This window comes from Bacillus sp. EB106-08-02-XG196 (assembly GCF_013396335.1).
GTDB lineage: Bacteria > Bacillota > Bacilli > Bacillales > Cytobacillaceae > Neobacillus.
In genome coordinates, this window is the sequence record NZ_JABWSY010000002.1 from 200078 (window position 1) to 214780 (window position 14703).

Sequence of the window (14703 nt, forward strand, 5' to 3'; positions counted from 1 at the left end):
TTAAGACACCTCTTTGCGTACTCCTGTGTATCTTGGAGTAATATTTTGATATTTTCCATTCCACACGGCAAACAGCGAGCCGATAACAATCATAAAGGATCCAATCCATAGCCATGCAATCATTGGATTAACTTTCACAATAAAGGTTGCTTTTCCATCATCTTCCCAATCACTTAATACAACGTATAAATCCTCTTTTAAGGATGTGATTAGTCCAACTTCTGATGATGGCTGATCCCAGTTGCCATAGAAAACTTTTTCAGGCTGGATATTTCCAATTCGTTTACCGTTTTTGAAAACCGTCATTTCCGCGTAAACGATATCATTTATACCTTCCTTTTTTTGATCAAGACGCTCGTAATTAATACGGTAATCCTTCACTTCAATGGAATCCCCTAAGTTTACTGTTTTCATAGTTTGTACATCATAGTTTTGCGATCCGATAATACCCATCGCGATAAACGCAATACCGATGTGGACAATATAACCACCATAGCGCCTGCGGTTTTTGGTCATCAAGCGATAAAGTGAAAGATAAAATTTTTCACTTGTCATTTTCCTTCTTGCTTTAACTCCACGATAAAACTCAAGGAAGTGAGTAATTAAGAGAAGAACGATAACTCCAAAGCCGATTACTGCCCAGGCTTTTTGTATTCCTAGTACAACCATTAAAGCCATTGCTGCAACAGCAAGAATTGCTGGAATCAAGAAGTTTTTCTTTAAGTTTTTTAATGATGACCTTTGCCATGCCAGCAATGGACATACCGCCATTACAAACATCATAGATAATAGAATAGGAGCTTGAACGGTATTAAAGAATGGCATCCCTACTGTAACCTTTGTACCTCGTACAGCTTCTGATACTAATGGGAATACTGTTCCCCAGAATACCCCAAACGCCGCTCCCACTAACAATAAGTTATTAATTAAGAAACTGCTTTCTTTAGAAATATAGGAATTGAACTCACCGGCACTGCGTTTAAGCAGGTTGTAACGGCTCATTAAGACATACAATGCCCCTATAACCATTACACCCATAAAGATTAAGAAGTATAATCCTAGATTTGAGTTAGCAAATGCGTGAACCGATGTAAGAACACCACTTCGAACAAGGAATGTTCCAAACAATGTTAATGCATAAGAAGTAATGATTAAGCTTATGTTCCAAATCTTTAACATGTTTTTTCGTTCTTGAATCATAACGGAGTGCAAGAACGCAGTTGCCGTTAACCATGGCATAAAGGATGCATTTTCAACTGGATCCCATGCCCAGTAACCGCCCCAGCCTAGCTCGACATAAGCCCACTGGCCGCCAAAAATATTACCTAGACTTAAAAACAACCAAGCTATAATTGTCCAGCGTCTAGTCATTTTAATCCAGAAGTCATCCACGTTTTTCAATAACAGTGCTGCCATTGCAAAGGCAAACGGAATAGCAAGTCCTACATAACCAAGGTAAAGTGTAACAGGATGGATAATCATTCCCGGGTTTTGCAGCATTGGGTTTAAGCCATGACCTTCGATTGGAACTTGATCCAACAGTATAAATGGTTTAGCAACAAATCCAAGGATTAAAAAGAAAAATACGATATTTCCTAATAGAATGGCGGAAATATACGGAACCATCGGATTTCCTCTCATTTTGCGTGAGAAGGCAATCATTACAGTGTAAAGAACTAGGAAGAAAGTCCATAATAGCAATGAGCCTGAATTCCCCGCCCATAGTGCTGTAAGTTTATAAATAATTGGAAGTTCACTGCTGGTGTAATCACTAACATATTCATATTGAAATTGGGATGTAGCTAGCAAATAAAATAAGGAAAGCATTGCCATAGAGGCGCAGACTAGGATAGCGATTACTCCACCCTTACCGCTATTAATTAATTTTTGATTCTTAGTGCTAATCCCCAGCGTGATGATGAGGAGTGAATAGATTGCTAGCGCTAAGCCTATATAAATTGTTGCATTAGCAAATAAGTACATATCGTCACCTTCTTATTATTTTGCACTTTCTGGTTCTGTTGGTGGCTGATCTAATAATTTTTTATGTGCTTCAGGATCATAGTTTTCAACATCTTCACCCTCATATTTAGAAGGGCATCTTGTTTTAACTGTTTCAGCGACAAATGTATTTTTCTTAGTAGGTGCGCCTTGGAGAATAACAATAACACCCTCAGAGAAGTTATCTGGCCTTGTGCCGTTATGGATAACATGCATTAGGTTTCCCTCGTTATCTTCTAAATCAAACTTCAATTCGATTTTATCTGGGTTCCATTTAATAGATTCTTCGATTAATAGTCCTTCTACCGTTACAAAATCATCTTTATGTTTTTCTTGGTTAGCCAAAAGATCTTTCATTGTTAATTCGATGCCGCTTGATCCTGGTGTAGCTGCCATAAGTAAGAAAACGATTGCCCCTGCGATAATAAAACCACCCAGCATAACGATTGTGTTCTTTTTCACACCCATTCACCCCATTAAATTAATTTTTTCATTTCTTCATCGTACGTTTCCTGATCAATCTTTCCCGCTAAAAGCTTTTTACGTAATTCCTTTTTATCGTCAACACTAATTGACTTCGTTTCTTTTTTACCTAGTTGCTTTTTCGGGTGTTGGATCGCTGCTTTAGAACTAGATGCTTTAGGTGCAGAATATGATTTTCCTTTTAACCCCAAGTAAACAAACACACCGGCTATGATAATGGCGATTCCAATAACGACAGCACCACCAATGCCAATTAGCGGTCGATTTCCACCTGATTCAGTTGATCCACCTGATCCGCCAGAAATTTGATCTGTTGCTGTACCATTAACACTAGTATGGTTTTCATCATTAGGAGGTTGTTTCTCATTAATAGCATCTAAAGTAGATTTGAAACCATCTTTTTGATAAGAAAATGAATATTCATAGCTTTCTCCTATTTTTACATCTTTGTATTGGTAGTAGAATAACTCTTCACCATATTCACTTTTCGTAATATTTGGTGCCTTCGGTTCTAGTGTGATCTCTTTTGCTTCCATTGGAGCATAGAAGATTACGTCTAATGTTCCAATCTCTGTTGGGTTACTATATTCGTATGTAAAGCTTCTCTTATCTTTTACATCTACTGCGCTCGTATAATACTCGACAACGAATCTATATGATTCATTATTCTTTATTGCTTTTGAAGGTTTCCAAGAAATAGTTCTCTTTTCTTTATTCACATCAAATGGCCGTTGTACTTCGGGCTTGTTGTCTTCTGGAAATTCAGCAACTAGGTATGCTTGGAATCCTTTTTCACTAGCTGGAACAGCTAATTCAACTTTCCCATCAAAATCTTGTCCGCTTTTGTTTGTAAAAGTTCCATATTGTCCCACTAGTAAAGATGGGGTATCTTTTGCCCAACCTTCTGGATAATCAAACTCTGGCATTACCTGAATTTGCATTTCCGTATAGGGAAACTTCTCTGGCTGAAAGGTTGTTTCGGCCTTAGCGTTTGAAATGATAAAACTTGATAAAAATGAAGTAATTACAAATAAAGCCAACAACTTTTTTTTAAGCATGTTAATCCTCCTTGAGCTCCTAAGCTATTTTTCACTATAGCCCTCTTTGAAATAAATATAATATTAATCATCTGTGTATAGTTGATTCACTTATGAACATTTTGTAAAAGGGGTATAAACGTTACGTTTTTGTCAAAAAATGCCCACAGAATGTTCACATTTATCTTTCTGCCATAAAAACCCCCCTATTTTTTTATCTCAACTAGTACTATAAACCCAAAACTATTTAACTAATTGGCTTGAAAATGAACGTTTTGTTAATTAAATTGCATACTAAAAAACCCTGAATCCGAAGATCCAGGGTTTTCGTTATTTTGCTTCTAATGAACGGATATACGTTACAATATCCGTAATTTCTTCTTTCTCAAGCTGTCTTACTCCGTCCGAGCCCTTTAATGATGCTGCCATTCTGGTATCATCACGGCCATATGCTGTACCAATCCAAATTTGCTTATCCGAAGTAAATTTCAAGAATTGTGGATTTGATAGAGCTGTTCCCATCTTTAATTTACCGCTGCCTGCCTCGCCATGACAGTTAATGCAATATAAATTATAAAGTTTTTCACCATTAACAATATTACCTGCAAACGTTTTAGGAACCTCAAAATCTATTTCTTCAGACTGCCAATTCCTTATATAAGCAACAACATTATTTAATTCAACCTCTGAAAGTCTTGGTCCATAGCTAGGCATTCCTGTACCTTCTCTGCCAAATTTAACACTATTGAAAATGTCTTCGTCACTAACTGTATTTAAATACTGTTGATTATTAATGGCGGTGCCAGCATTTTTACCTTCACCTTTGCCATTTTCACCATGGCATATCAGGCACTGCTTGTTATAAACCTTTTCACCTGCAGCAATTGCTTCTGCATCCTTGCTGCTAAAAATATCACTATTAACGATACAAATAATAATCCCTATAAAGATAATGATGTAAAGGCCATATAGTATTTTTTTCATAGGTTATCCCTTACTTAGGTTCTGGCGTCGGAGTAGGCTCCCCAAAATCTTGATACTTAGTAGTGATTAAATCATATATTTTCTTAGGGCTTTTACCGTCTAAATGCATTTCTACCGCCTCCCGGGCGATATCTATACAGACGTCTCAGGATATACTCATTGAATCCCAGCCGGTAACGGCATTATCTTCTCCAAATGAATCAATATAGCAATCCAGATTACTTTCATGCCCGTCTTGTGCATAACAGCCGCAATAACAAGGTACACCTGCTACTACTTCTGGGTAGTTCGATACCATAGCATACGTTTCCTGAATCAAATCAGATGAGTTTAAAACATAATCTGGTAATGGTAAATGTTTTTTATCTAAAGTCACATTTGTCTCTTTGGAGTTACCGCAGGCTGCTACTAGTAGACCGATAGCCGCACAGAGAAACAAGAGAGAGAGAATTTTTTTCATTGCTGTGTCACCCCTTTTGTTTATATGTTTGTAATTCTACTTAATTTTAACAAAAACTAATCACTTGAATGGAAACTAATTATTACTATTTAGTGAAGTTTTCACAATAGGAAAAGTAATAAACTTTTCAGCATGAAATAAACAAAAAACTAAGGCCTTGTATAGCGGCCTTAGTTTTTTGGGACTTATTTTTTATGCACGCGAAACATAGGATGCTTCTGTTGTGTTGATAATTAATTTATCACCTTGATTGACAAAGAAAGGAACTTGTACTGTAAGTCCTGTTTCAAGAGTTGCAGACTTGGTTCCACCTGAAGATGTATCACCTTTTATGCCTGGCTCTGTTTCAGTAACTTCTAGCACAACAGTATTTGGCAGTTCTACACCGAGTGTTTCATAGTTAAACATCATGATGTGGACTTCCATGTTCTCTTTTAAAAACTTTAATTCATATTCGATATTGTTTGCTGGCAATTCAACTTGTTCGTACGATTCCATATCCATAAAAATATGCTGATCGCCACTTGCATATAGATACTGCATCTTACGATTATCAATTTGGGCCTTTTCTACCTTCTCACCGGCACGGAATGTTTTTTCTTGAATCGCACCATTACGAAGGTTACGAAGCTTAGAACGAACAAATGCGGCACCTTTACCAGGTTTTACATGTTGGAAATCAAGTACGCGCCATAGGCCGCCATCCACTTCAATGGTTAGCCCGGTTTTAAAATCATTAACAGAAATACTCATGTTTTATCCTCCTATGTCTATTACAAAATAATAAGTTCTTTTGTGGAATGTGTAAAAGCTTCGTTATGGTCTTTCGTGATGAAAGTATCATCCTCAATCCGAACACCGCCAAGGCCTGGTATGTAGATACCTGGTTCAACCGTAACAATCATGCCTGGTTCTAGAACCATATCTGAACGCATTGAAAGCGTTGGACCTTCATGGACTTCGAGACCAATACCGTGACCGGTTGAATGGCCGAAGTATTCTCCATAACCCTTTTCTGTTATGTAATCCCTTGTAAGTGCATCTGATTCTTTACCTGTCATGCCAGGCTTTATTCCAGCCATTCCTCTAAGCTGCGCTTCTAGGACAATGTCGTATATCTCCTTCAGCTTAGCCTCAGGTTCTCCCACTGATATTGTTCTTGTAATATCAGATACATAACCATTATAATAGGCACCAAAGTCTAAGGTTACAAAGTCTCCTGTTTCAATGACTTTGTCACTTGCAACTCCATGTGGAAGTGCTGAACGATACCCTGACGCAACAATAATATCGAAAGAAGAAGATGCTGCTCCTGCTTTTCTCATAAAGAACTCTAATTCATTGGATACTTCAAGCTCCGTTTTCCCTGGACGAATAAAATCCAATATATGCTTAAACGCAGCGTCAGCAATATCCGCTGCCACCTTTAATATCTTAATCTCTGAGTCAGTCTTAATCAAGCGTAACTTTTCAATAACCCCTGAAACAGGGATAAGTTCTGCTTCAACTTCTTTTTCATAAGCTTTATATGTAGCAAATGTTAAATGGTCCTCTTCAAACCCAAGTTTTTTTATACCGAGTTTTTTGGCTTGCTTTGCAACCTCATCAACAAGCGTGCCGGTCATTTTAACAATTTCATATCCTTCGCATTGGTTGGATGCTTGTTCAACATAACGGAAGTCCGTAATAAATTGTGCTTTATCAGCACTAATAAGAACTACCCCAGCCGAACCAGTGAAGTTTGTCATATAGCGACGGTTAAATTGACTTGTAATTAAAAAACCATCAATTCCATATGTAGAAAAACTTGATCTTAATTTATCTATATTTCCCATTTTCTCCCACTCTCCCGTATGTAATCCAGCAGCAAATATTGCATAATTCCATAATATCAAAAATATTTTAACACATCTCAGTCCATAAAGACTAATAAAGCGTTAAGAGGCTGTCTCATTTTCTTCCATATGATTGATTTCATACTCATAGTTAATGGAATAACCAATAAATAATCCATAAACCAAATATAAACAAATTGAGGTAATTACCGTATTACGACTTAAGTCTAAAAATGGCTTCATGTCTGAAAAAATGGGATTCAACACCAGGTACACGATTAAGAATAGTACAATACCATACCCTAAGCCCAACCAAATACCGTTGAATTTTTTTAGTGCAATAGAATAAATAAAGGCTGCACCAACCGATAAAATCCCAAGTAAAATAATTGATATGATCGTTCCTAGCCATTCATTTTTCCAATCCCCTAACGCCCATGGACCTAGTATGATATTAGGTCGAATTTCAGTGAAATTGAAGTAATATGCAAAAAAACCAATCGTCCCCCAAAATAGACCTCCAAACAAACCCGTCCAAAATACAACAGTAACAAAAGACATTGGTTTTGGATATTTTGACTTTTCAGGAATTTTAGTCATATTAAATACCTCCTTTAAGGTTGTAAATTTAATTTCTTATCGAAATGAATTCAACCCTATTATGCCCTTCCCTTGTCAATCACTTGCATAGAATAAATTTTTTAATTGGAAATATTATGTCATCCTAGAGGTTTTTTCATATATGGAGTAGAATTAAATATAAGTAAATACAATTTTTTATAACCTACAATCTTATTTTTTGAATGCAATACGAAAGAACTAGTCGAGTAGTGTTTATATTACAGCTTCATGCTGAATAAAATATTGAAAACATTATTATTTTTGAGTTTAAAAAATTAAGAAAATGATTATGATGCTGTTAGGGAGGTGGCTTTCTTGAAAAATCGGATTTCCGTTCCTTTGGTTGGTAGTGTTATTGTTTTAGGAATAATTGGCATTATTGCAGCATTTACAAGTGACCCTATTGGTTTCCTTAAGAATATCGTAGTGTTCGCATTGGTTGGTTTAGCCATTTATTTTGTTTTCAGACTAATTCGCAGGTCAAATCCTAGGAATAAAGAGCAGCAGGCCTTTATCAAAGCAGCTAAGAAGTCGAAAAAACGTTTACTGACTAAAGGCGGCGAACAGCCTGCAAAAGGTACATCTTTTGGATCACTAACTTCTTTAAAGAGAAGCAAAATGACTAAAAAGAAATCCCCTGTTCACTTAACAGTTATCGATGGTAAAAAAGGCAAAAAGAAAAATCGAGCGTCCTTATAAGCGCTCGATTTTTTTTATATCCTTTCTTAGTAACACCAAGATTTAAAGAACTTTATAGCAGCCTCTCTGCCTATCTTAAACAATTCCTGTTTCTTTTCATCTGTTATATGGAACTCGATAGACATTCCCCCCTCCGAGGGAATAAAAATAATGTTTTTTGCATGTTTTTTTGATATATAACGTGAATCATGTGCATCTTTCATCGTTTCAAACAGAGCAGCAAACAATTGAATAGCATTTTTAATCTTATGTTTTTCATGTTCGTATTCATCTGCACTTAATTTAATTCCGATTACCGGCCTCACCTTTTGGATATTTTCACGGTCGAAAAGCCACATTGGAAAGTTGCTTAATACCCCGCCATCAACGATCACATTTACTCCATCCATCGATTTCAATTTCACCGGTTCGAAAAAATATGGAATACTGCAGCTCATTCTTACTGCTTTTGCAATTGAAAATGACTCAGGAGGAATCCCATATTTAGCCAAATCATCTGGAAGAACCATCAACCTGCCATTAGAAAGGTCTGATGCAATGATTCTTAAATTTTGTGGCGGTAAATCTGAAAAAGTTTTTACTCCCCTAGCTGCTAATTTTTCTTCAATCCATTTTTCTAATTCATTCCCTTTATACAAGCCTAACCTCCAATAAACAAAAAGCCATTTAGCAAGTGGAAACGGAATAATCATTTTTCGGGCATCGAGAAATTTTGTTAAATCCAATTCATCAAGAAGTTGTTCTATCTCACTACTTCCATAGCCTGCTGCAATTAATGCGGCCACAATCGACCCAGCGCTGGTCCCTGCAACTCTTTCGAATTGAAAACCTCTTTTCTCAATTTCTTGAATAGCCCCAATAAGGGCAAATCCTTTTATTCCTCCTCCAGAAAAAACACCGTCTATTTTCATGGCAGCCACTCCTAAAGGTAACTCATTGTTACATCTTTAAGCTGGAGGTTCATGAAATAGTACGGTGTACAAGTAAAAAAATAATTTATTCATGTAAAATATTCAACAACTGCATTTGGAAAATATTCATTAATATATTGGCGAATGGTGGTTTCCAATTCATTGGCCTCTTCTGTTGGATAGACGTATTTTCCAATTCCATAGCGGCCCCATTTATATTTACGCTTTTCTTCATCCATTTCTAGTTTGGTTTTCGGGTACCTCTTTGCAATTACATTCTTTGCCGGTTTTGTAAAGCGATGTTGAATGAGTTCAAACGTTAAATCTGGTATTTCTATGCCTGAAAGCTCGTCACTTAACCTCTCAAACAATTCACGATAGCCTTCCTTCCAATCTTCATGCAAATATATGGGGGCGATAATAAACCCTAATGGGTAATTTGCCTTTGCTACCTTCCTTGCTGCTGACAACCGATCTTCAAAGGAAGATGTACCTGGTTCAAAATTCTTTATCACATACCGCGAATTCACACTAAAACGAAACCTTGTTTTTCCATTATGATTGGCATCTAGAAGATGGTCTACATGATGAAATTTCGTTACAAAGCGGAGCAGCCCAAATTCTGATTGTCCAATGAATTCAATCGTCTTCTTTAATGAATGTGTTAAATGATCTATTCCAACAATGTCCGAGGTACAAGCGGCTTCAAATCGGGTTATCTCAGGCTTACGCTCATCCATGTATTTTTGAGCTTGTTCAAAGATATCCTCTAGATTTACATAGGTTCTAATATATGGTTTGCTGCCAAGAGTTGTTTGTAAATAGCAATAATGGCAATGCCCCATGCAGCCAGTGGCTAAAGGTATAGCAAATTCTGCTGAAGGCTTAGAAGTATCAAATTTCAATGTCTTTCTGATTCCGACCACAAGGGTTGATTTTGCATTTCGGTATTTTTGATTTTCATTATCACCCGGCAAATCACGAATTTGATTATGAGAGGTCGTCTCACGAATTTCAAGATTCAATTTTTCAAATTTCTCTTTTAATTCTCTTCCAAGAGGGTATTCTAGGGCCCTTGGTTCAAAATAAACTAATTGCGGCATAAAAGGTTCCAAATTCCATCCTCTTTTCCAACTATTTTTTTATAGTATGGTCTTTTAATAATTTTTAACATGGTTCAAAATTTGGATATATTTTGTCTACAAATTGTTCACTATACTACTCTCTTTCTTCATATCATCAACATAAAAATTCTCTATACTTTACCTATCTTTTAGTTGGTTTCATTAATTAGTAAAGGCAGGGAAATTTATGAGTGTAATAAAAGAACGTATAAAGGTATATGAAATGACCTGTACATCCTGCGAGAAGCGGGTTGAGAGGACCGTAAGAAAATTAGATGGGGTCCTCGATGTAAAAGCTAGTTTTAGCGGTCAATTTGCGGAAATTGAATATGATGATCATTTCTGTGATTTAAAAAAAATTAAAAACGCTATTGAGAGTGTAGGTTATAGCACTGAAAGTCCTAAAGACTTTAAGTTTATTGGCATCATGATTGCAGTAGCAGCCGTTGTGTTACTAGGAATCAACTCTGGGAATTACGATATGGAATCACAACTAAATAATGCTTCCTATGCTGTATTATTTGTAGTTGGAGTGATTACTTCAATCCATTGTGTAGGTATGTGCGGTGGAATCATGCTTTCGCAAAGTATTGGAAAAGAAAGCAAGAATAAATTTGAAGCAATAAAGCCAGCACTTTTATATAACGCCGGAAGAGTGGTCGCATATACGGTACTTGGCGGGGTCATTGGTGCTATTGGTTCAGTTTTCGCTCTGTCCCTAACCGCTAAAGCCGGTTTGCAGTTATTTGCTGGTGTTTTCATGATTATGATGGGCTTTAATATGGCTGGTTTTAAGGCCTTTAGAAAATTCCAAATTAAATTGCCAAATGTTGCTTGTAGAGCAATGAGTAAACCAAGAGCACCATTTTATGTCGGGCTTCTAAACGGATTAATGCCCTGTGGACCCTTACAAACCATGCAAATTTTTGCTTTAGGAACAGGCAGTGCTGTTGCAGGTGCCTTATCGATGTTTATGTTCTCTATTGGAACAGTCCCGCTCATGCTGACATTTGGAGTATTATCAGGGTTGTTGAGCAAAGGGTATACAAAAAAAATACTAAAGTTTAGCGGTATGTTAATAATTATGCTCGGCCTTATTATGAGTAACAGAGGGCTTGCCTTGGCAGGCATGAATATCAGCCCAATGGCTATTATGTCCAGTGTGGGAGCCTTCGGCGATGCAAACGCCTCCTCATCCTCGACCGATGAGATTAAAGCAACAATTAAAGATGGAGTTCAGGTCTTGAATATGACTGCTAATGTTTATGGCTATACTCCAAAAACTCTTTATGTGCAAAAGGGAATGCCGCTTAAATGGGTTATAAATGGTGAAGAAATTACTAGCTGTAATAATACGATTGTAGTGCCTGGTATGGATATTCAACAGAAGCTGCAAAGTGGAAATAATCTAATTGAATTCACACCAGGGAGTGAAGAGCTTAATTTCAGCTGCTGGATGGGAATGAAGCGTGGAGTAATTAAAGTTGTAGATGATTTAGAAGCTATTACAGCTTCCGGCAGCGACGGGGAGGGGCTTGATTCTGCTGTTAAGGCACTCCCAGCGGAACCTGCTCAGCCTAGTATCTACGGTGACGATTTTAGTAAGGTAGCAACAGAACGATTAGTTAAAAAAGCTGAAGTGGCTGGTAATGAGCAGACAATTTCAATAAAAGGAACTGGATATGAATTTGAGCCGCTTATTATGGTGGTTAATAAAGGGATCAATACAAAAGTGACTTTAGATCTCTCATCCTTTGATAATGCAGAAGGGTACTTTATGATTCTGAATTCATCAACAATGCAAATTATTACCGATTTTACCGGTACAAAAGGGGTCAATAATATTGAATTTACTATTAGTAATAGTGGTTCCTATGGTATCTACCTAAATGAAAAAGAAATACTTGGAATGATAGAAGTGGTGATGATATCAATATAGTCGACCTAGAGGAAATTAGAGCTAAATACCTACAATAGTTACCCAATAAAAAATGGCAGCGATTCATATTCGCTGCCATTTTTTATTATTTAGCTGGTTTAAATCCTTTTAGTCTTAAAGCATTTAGTAGAACAGATACTGAGCTTAAGCTCATGGCAGCGGCTGCGATGATTGGGTTTAGCAGCGGTCCTCCAAATAAGTAGAGTACTCCCATCGCGATTGGTATTCCTAAGGTGTTGTAACCGAATGCCCAAAATAAGTTTTGTTTTATGTTTGAGATTGTTTTTTTACTTAATTGGATGGCAGTTGGTACATCCATTAGATCACTTCTCATAAGAACAATATCTGCTGATTCCATAGCAACATCTGTACCAGAACCAATGGCAATACCGATATCCGCCTGTGCAAGAGCAGGAGCATCGTTTATACCATCGCCCACCATTGCTACTTTTCTATCTTCTGCCTGAATCTTTTTAACCTCGTTTGCTTTGTCTTCAGGCAGGACTTCCGCTAACACTCTGTCAATCCCAACCTGTTTGGCAATCGCCTCTGCCGTCCTTCTGTTATCGCCGGTAATCATGGCAACTTCAATGCCCATCTTATGAAGCTGTTCAATTGCTTTTTTACTATTTTCTTTAACGGTATCTGCTACTGCGATAATTCCAGCCATCTGACCATCTATTGCCACATACATTGGAGTCTTACCCTCGCCAGCAAGCCTATCAGATGTTACCTCAAGGTCTTTTAGCGAAATCTCACTTTCAACCATAAGCTTTCGATTTCCGAGTAAAATGTTCTTACCATCCATTTCAACCTCAATTCCATGACCAGGAATTGCTTTGAAAAAGTCTAAGTTTTTAAATTCTATGCCTCTTTCCTCAGCATCTTTCACAATCGCTTCACCTAATGGATGCTCTGAACCTTTTTCAGCAGAAGCGGCCAATTGGAGCAGGTATTCCTCTGTAATTTCACTCTCACTCTTCATAACAACATCCGTAACCTTTGGCTTGCCCTCAGTTATTGTCCCAGTTTTATCAAAGACAATGGTTTTAATTTTATGAGCAGTCTCTAAGGCAACACCGCTTTTAATTAATACCCCATATTCAGCTCCCTTTCCAGTACCTACCATAATAGCTGTTGGGGTTGCCAATCCTAATGCACATGGGCAGGCAATAACAAGAACAGAGATAAAAATTGTTAAAGAGAATACTCCCGTTTCACCCGCAAAGAAATACCAAGCCAATGCCGCCGCAATCGCGATTCCAATTACCGCAGGAACAAAATATCCAGAAATAATATCTGCCATCTTTGCAATCGGGGCCTTTGAACCTTGCGCATCTTCTACTAATTTAATAATCTGTGCTAATGCAGTATCTTTCCCAACTCTAGTAGCTTTATATTTTATCAATCCATTTTTATTGATACTTGCTCCGATTATAGCATCGCCTATATTTTTTTCTACTGGCATACTTTCACCAGTCAGCATTGATTCATCAACAGACGTCATCCCTTCGATTACTTCGCCATCTACAGGCATTTTTTCTCCTGGTTTAACGACAATGATATCACCAACTTCTACTTCCTCAATTGCGATTTCTACTTCTTTACCATTACGAATAATAATTGCTGTTTTAGGGGCTAGTCCCATTAGTTTCTTTATTGCCTCAGAGGTCTTTCCTTTTGTAACGGCTTCTAAATATTTACCTAGCAGGATTAAGGTTATAATAACGCCGGCCGCTTCAAAATATAAATCGTAAGCATAATCGATATTCCCGCCATATATCTGAAAAATAGCAAAGATTCCATAAAGGAATGCTGCAGAAGTACCCATAGCAATTAAAGAGTCCATATTGGGGCTTCTACTGATCAAAGAGCTAAAGCCAACCGTAAAGAACCTATTGCCAGCAAATAACACTGGAAGTACCAATAATAATTGAATGAGGCCAAAGTATAGCGGATTCACCATTGGATCAATAATCGCTGGAAGTTTAAAACCAAGCGGTTCAAAAAACATATGGCCCATTGTGATAACAAGCAGTGGCACGGTGAAGACTGCAGAAATCACAAACTTCTTCCATAGCAGCTTGATTTCCTTTTCTTTTCTCTCTTTATCACTATCAACTGTTGTTTCCTCTTCAGTTGCATTATATCCTGCCTTCTCAATTGCTTGTTTAATATCTGAAACTCTCACCTTAGAAGGCTCAAAGCTTATTGATAATTTTTCCGTTGCATAATTAACACTTGATTCCAGCACGCCATCAAGCTTACTAGTAACCTTTTCAATTCGTTTGGCACATGCTGCACAGGTCATTCCTTCTATTTGCAGTACCCTATTAGCACACTCAATAATAGCCTCATACCCCGCCTTCTCAATCGTTGCACGAATAGCTGGGAGCGATACGATGTTTTCATCATACTGAATGCTAAGTTTCTCGGTTGCATAATTCACGTTTGAATCTTGAACTCCCTCAAGCTTTTTTGTTACTTTTTCAATTCGCTTGGCACAAGCAGCACAGGTCATTCCACCTATTTTAAGACTCTGTTCCAACCCACTCACTCCAATCTTTTCTATCAAATATGACAACCACCCAAGATATCAGGGGTGGTTT

General features: G+C 37.3%; 13 protein-coding genes. 2 read left to right on the forward strand and 11 right to left on the reverse strand.

Annotation, left to right across the window (positions count from 1 at the left end):
* The 8 genes from MLOOGBEN_RS04550 to MLOOGBEN_RS04590 form a co-directional block, all read right to left on the reverse strand.
* A complete protein-coding gene (locus tag MLOOGBEN_RS04550; RefSeq protein WP_179157081.1) occupies positions 1 to 1983 on the reverse strand; it encodes a heme lyase CcmF/NrfE family subunit in 1983 nt (660 codons plus the stop codon).
* Between the two features lie 15 nt (positions 1984 to 1998).
* Positions 1999 to 2463, reverse strand: a complete 465-nt coding sequence (locus MLOOGBEN_RS04555) for a cytochrome c maturation protein CcmE (RefSeq protein ID WP_179157082.1) — start codon at positions 2461 to 2463, stop codon at positions 1999 to 2001.
* Positions 2464 to 2477: 14 nt separating this feature from the next.
* A complete protein-coding gene (locus MLOOGBEN_RS04560) occupies positions 2478 to 3542 on the reverse strand; it encodes a hypothetical protein (protein WP_179157083.1) in 1065 nt (354 codons plus the stop codon).
* Between the two features lie 309 nt (positions 3543 to 3851).
* On the reverse strand, positions 3852 to 4505 hold the full coding sequence (locus MLOOGBEN_RS04565) for a c-type cytochrome (RefSeq protein WP_179157084.1): 654 nt from the start codon (positions 4503 to 4505) through the stop codon (positions 3852 to 3854).
* A 10-nt stretch (positions 4506 to 4515) separates the two neighbouring features.
* A complete protein-coding gene (locus MLOOGBEN_RS29570) occupies positions 4516 to 4965 on the reverse strand; it encodes a PCYCGC motif-containing (lipo)protein (RefSeq protein ID WP_306430722.1) in 450 nt (149 codons plus the stop codon).
* A 192-nt stretch (positions 4966 to 5157) separates the two neighbouring features.
* Complete coding sequence (efp, locus tag MLOOGBEN_RS04580; protein ID WP_179157086.1) at positions 5158 to 5718, reverse strand: elongation factor P; 561 nt, start codon at positions 5716 to 5718, stop codon at positions 5158 to 5160.
* Positions 5719 to 5738: 20 nt separating this feature from the next.
* Positions 5739 to 6800, reverse strand: a complete 1062-nt coding sequence (gene pepQ / locus MLOOGBEN_RS04585; RefSeq protein ID WP_179157087.1) for a Xaa-Pro dipeptidase — start codon at positions 6798 to 6800, stop codon at positions 5739 to 5741.
* Between the two features lie 102 nt (positions 6801 to 6902).
* A complete protein-coding gene (locus tag MLOOGBEN_RS04590) occupies positions 6903 to 7400 on the reverse strand; it encodes a YqhR family membrane protein (RefSeq protein WP_179157088.1) in 498 nt (165 codons plus the stop codon).
* 327 nt (positions 7401 to 7727) lie between these two features.
* On the opposite strand from MLOOGBEN_RS04590, the gene MLOOGBEN_RS04595 reads away from it, so the two are divergent.
* Positions 7728 to 8120, forward strand: a complete 393-nt coding sequence (locus MLOOGBEN_RS04595; RefSeq protein ID WP_368737757.1) for an SA1362 family protein — start codon at positions 7728 to 7730, stop codon at positions 8118 to 8120.
* A 26-nt stretch (positions 8121 to 8146) separates the two neighbouring features.
* Here the strand turns inward: MLOOGBEN_RS04595 and MLOOGBEN_RS04600 are convergent, their stop codons facing one another.
* Together MLOOGBEN_RS04600 and splB are read right to left on the reverse strand one after the other, a co-directional pair.
* Positions 8147 to 9031 carry a patatin-like phospholipase family protein gene (locus MLOOGBEN_RS04600; RefSeq protein ID WP_179157090.1) on the reverse strand — a complete coding sequence of 295 codons (885 nt, stop codon included), beginning with the start codon at positions 9029 to 9031 and terminating at the stop codon, positions 8147 to 8149.
* Positions 9032 to 9120: 89 nt separating this feature from the next.
* Positions 9121 to 10146, reverse strand: coding sequence for a spore photoproduct lyase (gene splB / locus MLOOGBEN_RS04605; RefSeq protein ID WP_179157091.1), 1026 nt, complete (start codon positions 10144 to 10146; stop codon positions 9121 to 9123).
* A 196-nt stretch (positions 10147 to 10342) separates the two neighbouring features.
* On the opposite strand from splB, the gene MLOOGBEN_RS04610 reads away from it, so the two are divergent.
* Positions 10343 to 12094: an urease accessory protein UreH domain-containing protein gene (locus MLOOGBEN_RS04610; protein ID WP_218781032.1), complete on the forward strand. Its 1752-nt coding sequence runs from the start codon at positions 10343 to 10345 to the stop codon at positions 12092 to 12094.
* A gap of 85 nt (positions 12095 to 12179) precedes the next feature.
* Here MLOOGBEN_RS04610 and MLOOGBEN_RS04615 read toward each other — a convergent pair whose 3' ends face one another.
* Positions 12180 to 14669, reverse strand: a complete 2490-nt coding sequence (locus MLOOGBEN_RS04615; protein ID WP_483296376.1) for a heavy metal translocating P-type ATPase — start codon at positions 14667 to 14669, stop codon at positions 12180 to 12182.
* Positions 14670 to 14703 lie beyond the last annotated feature (34 nt).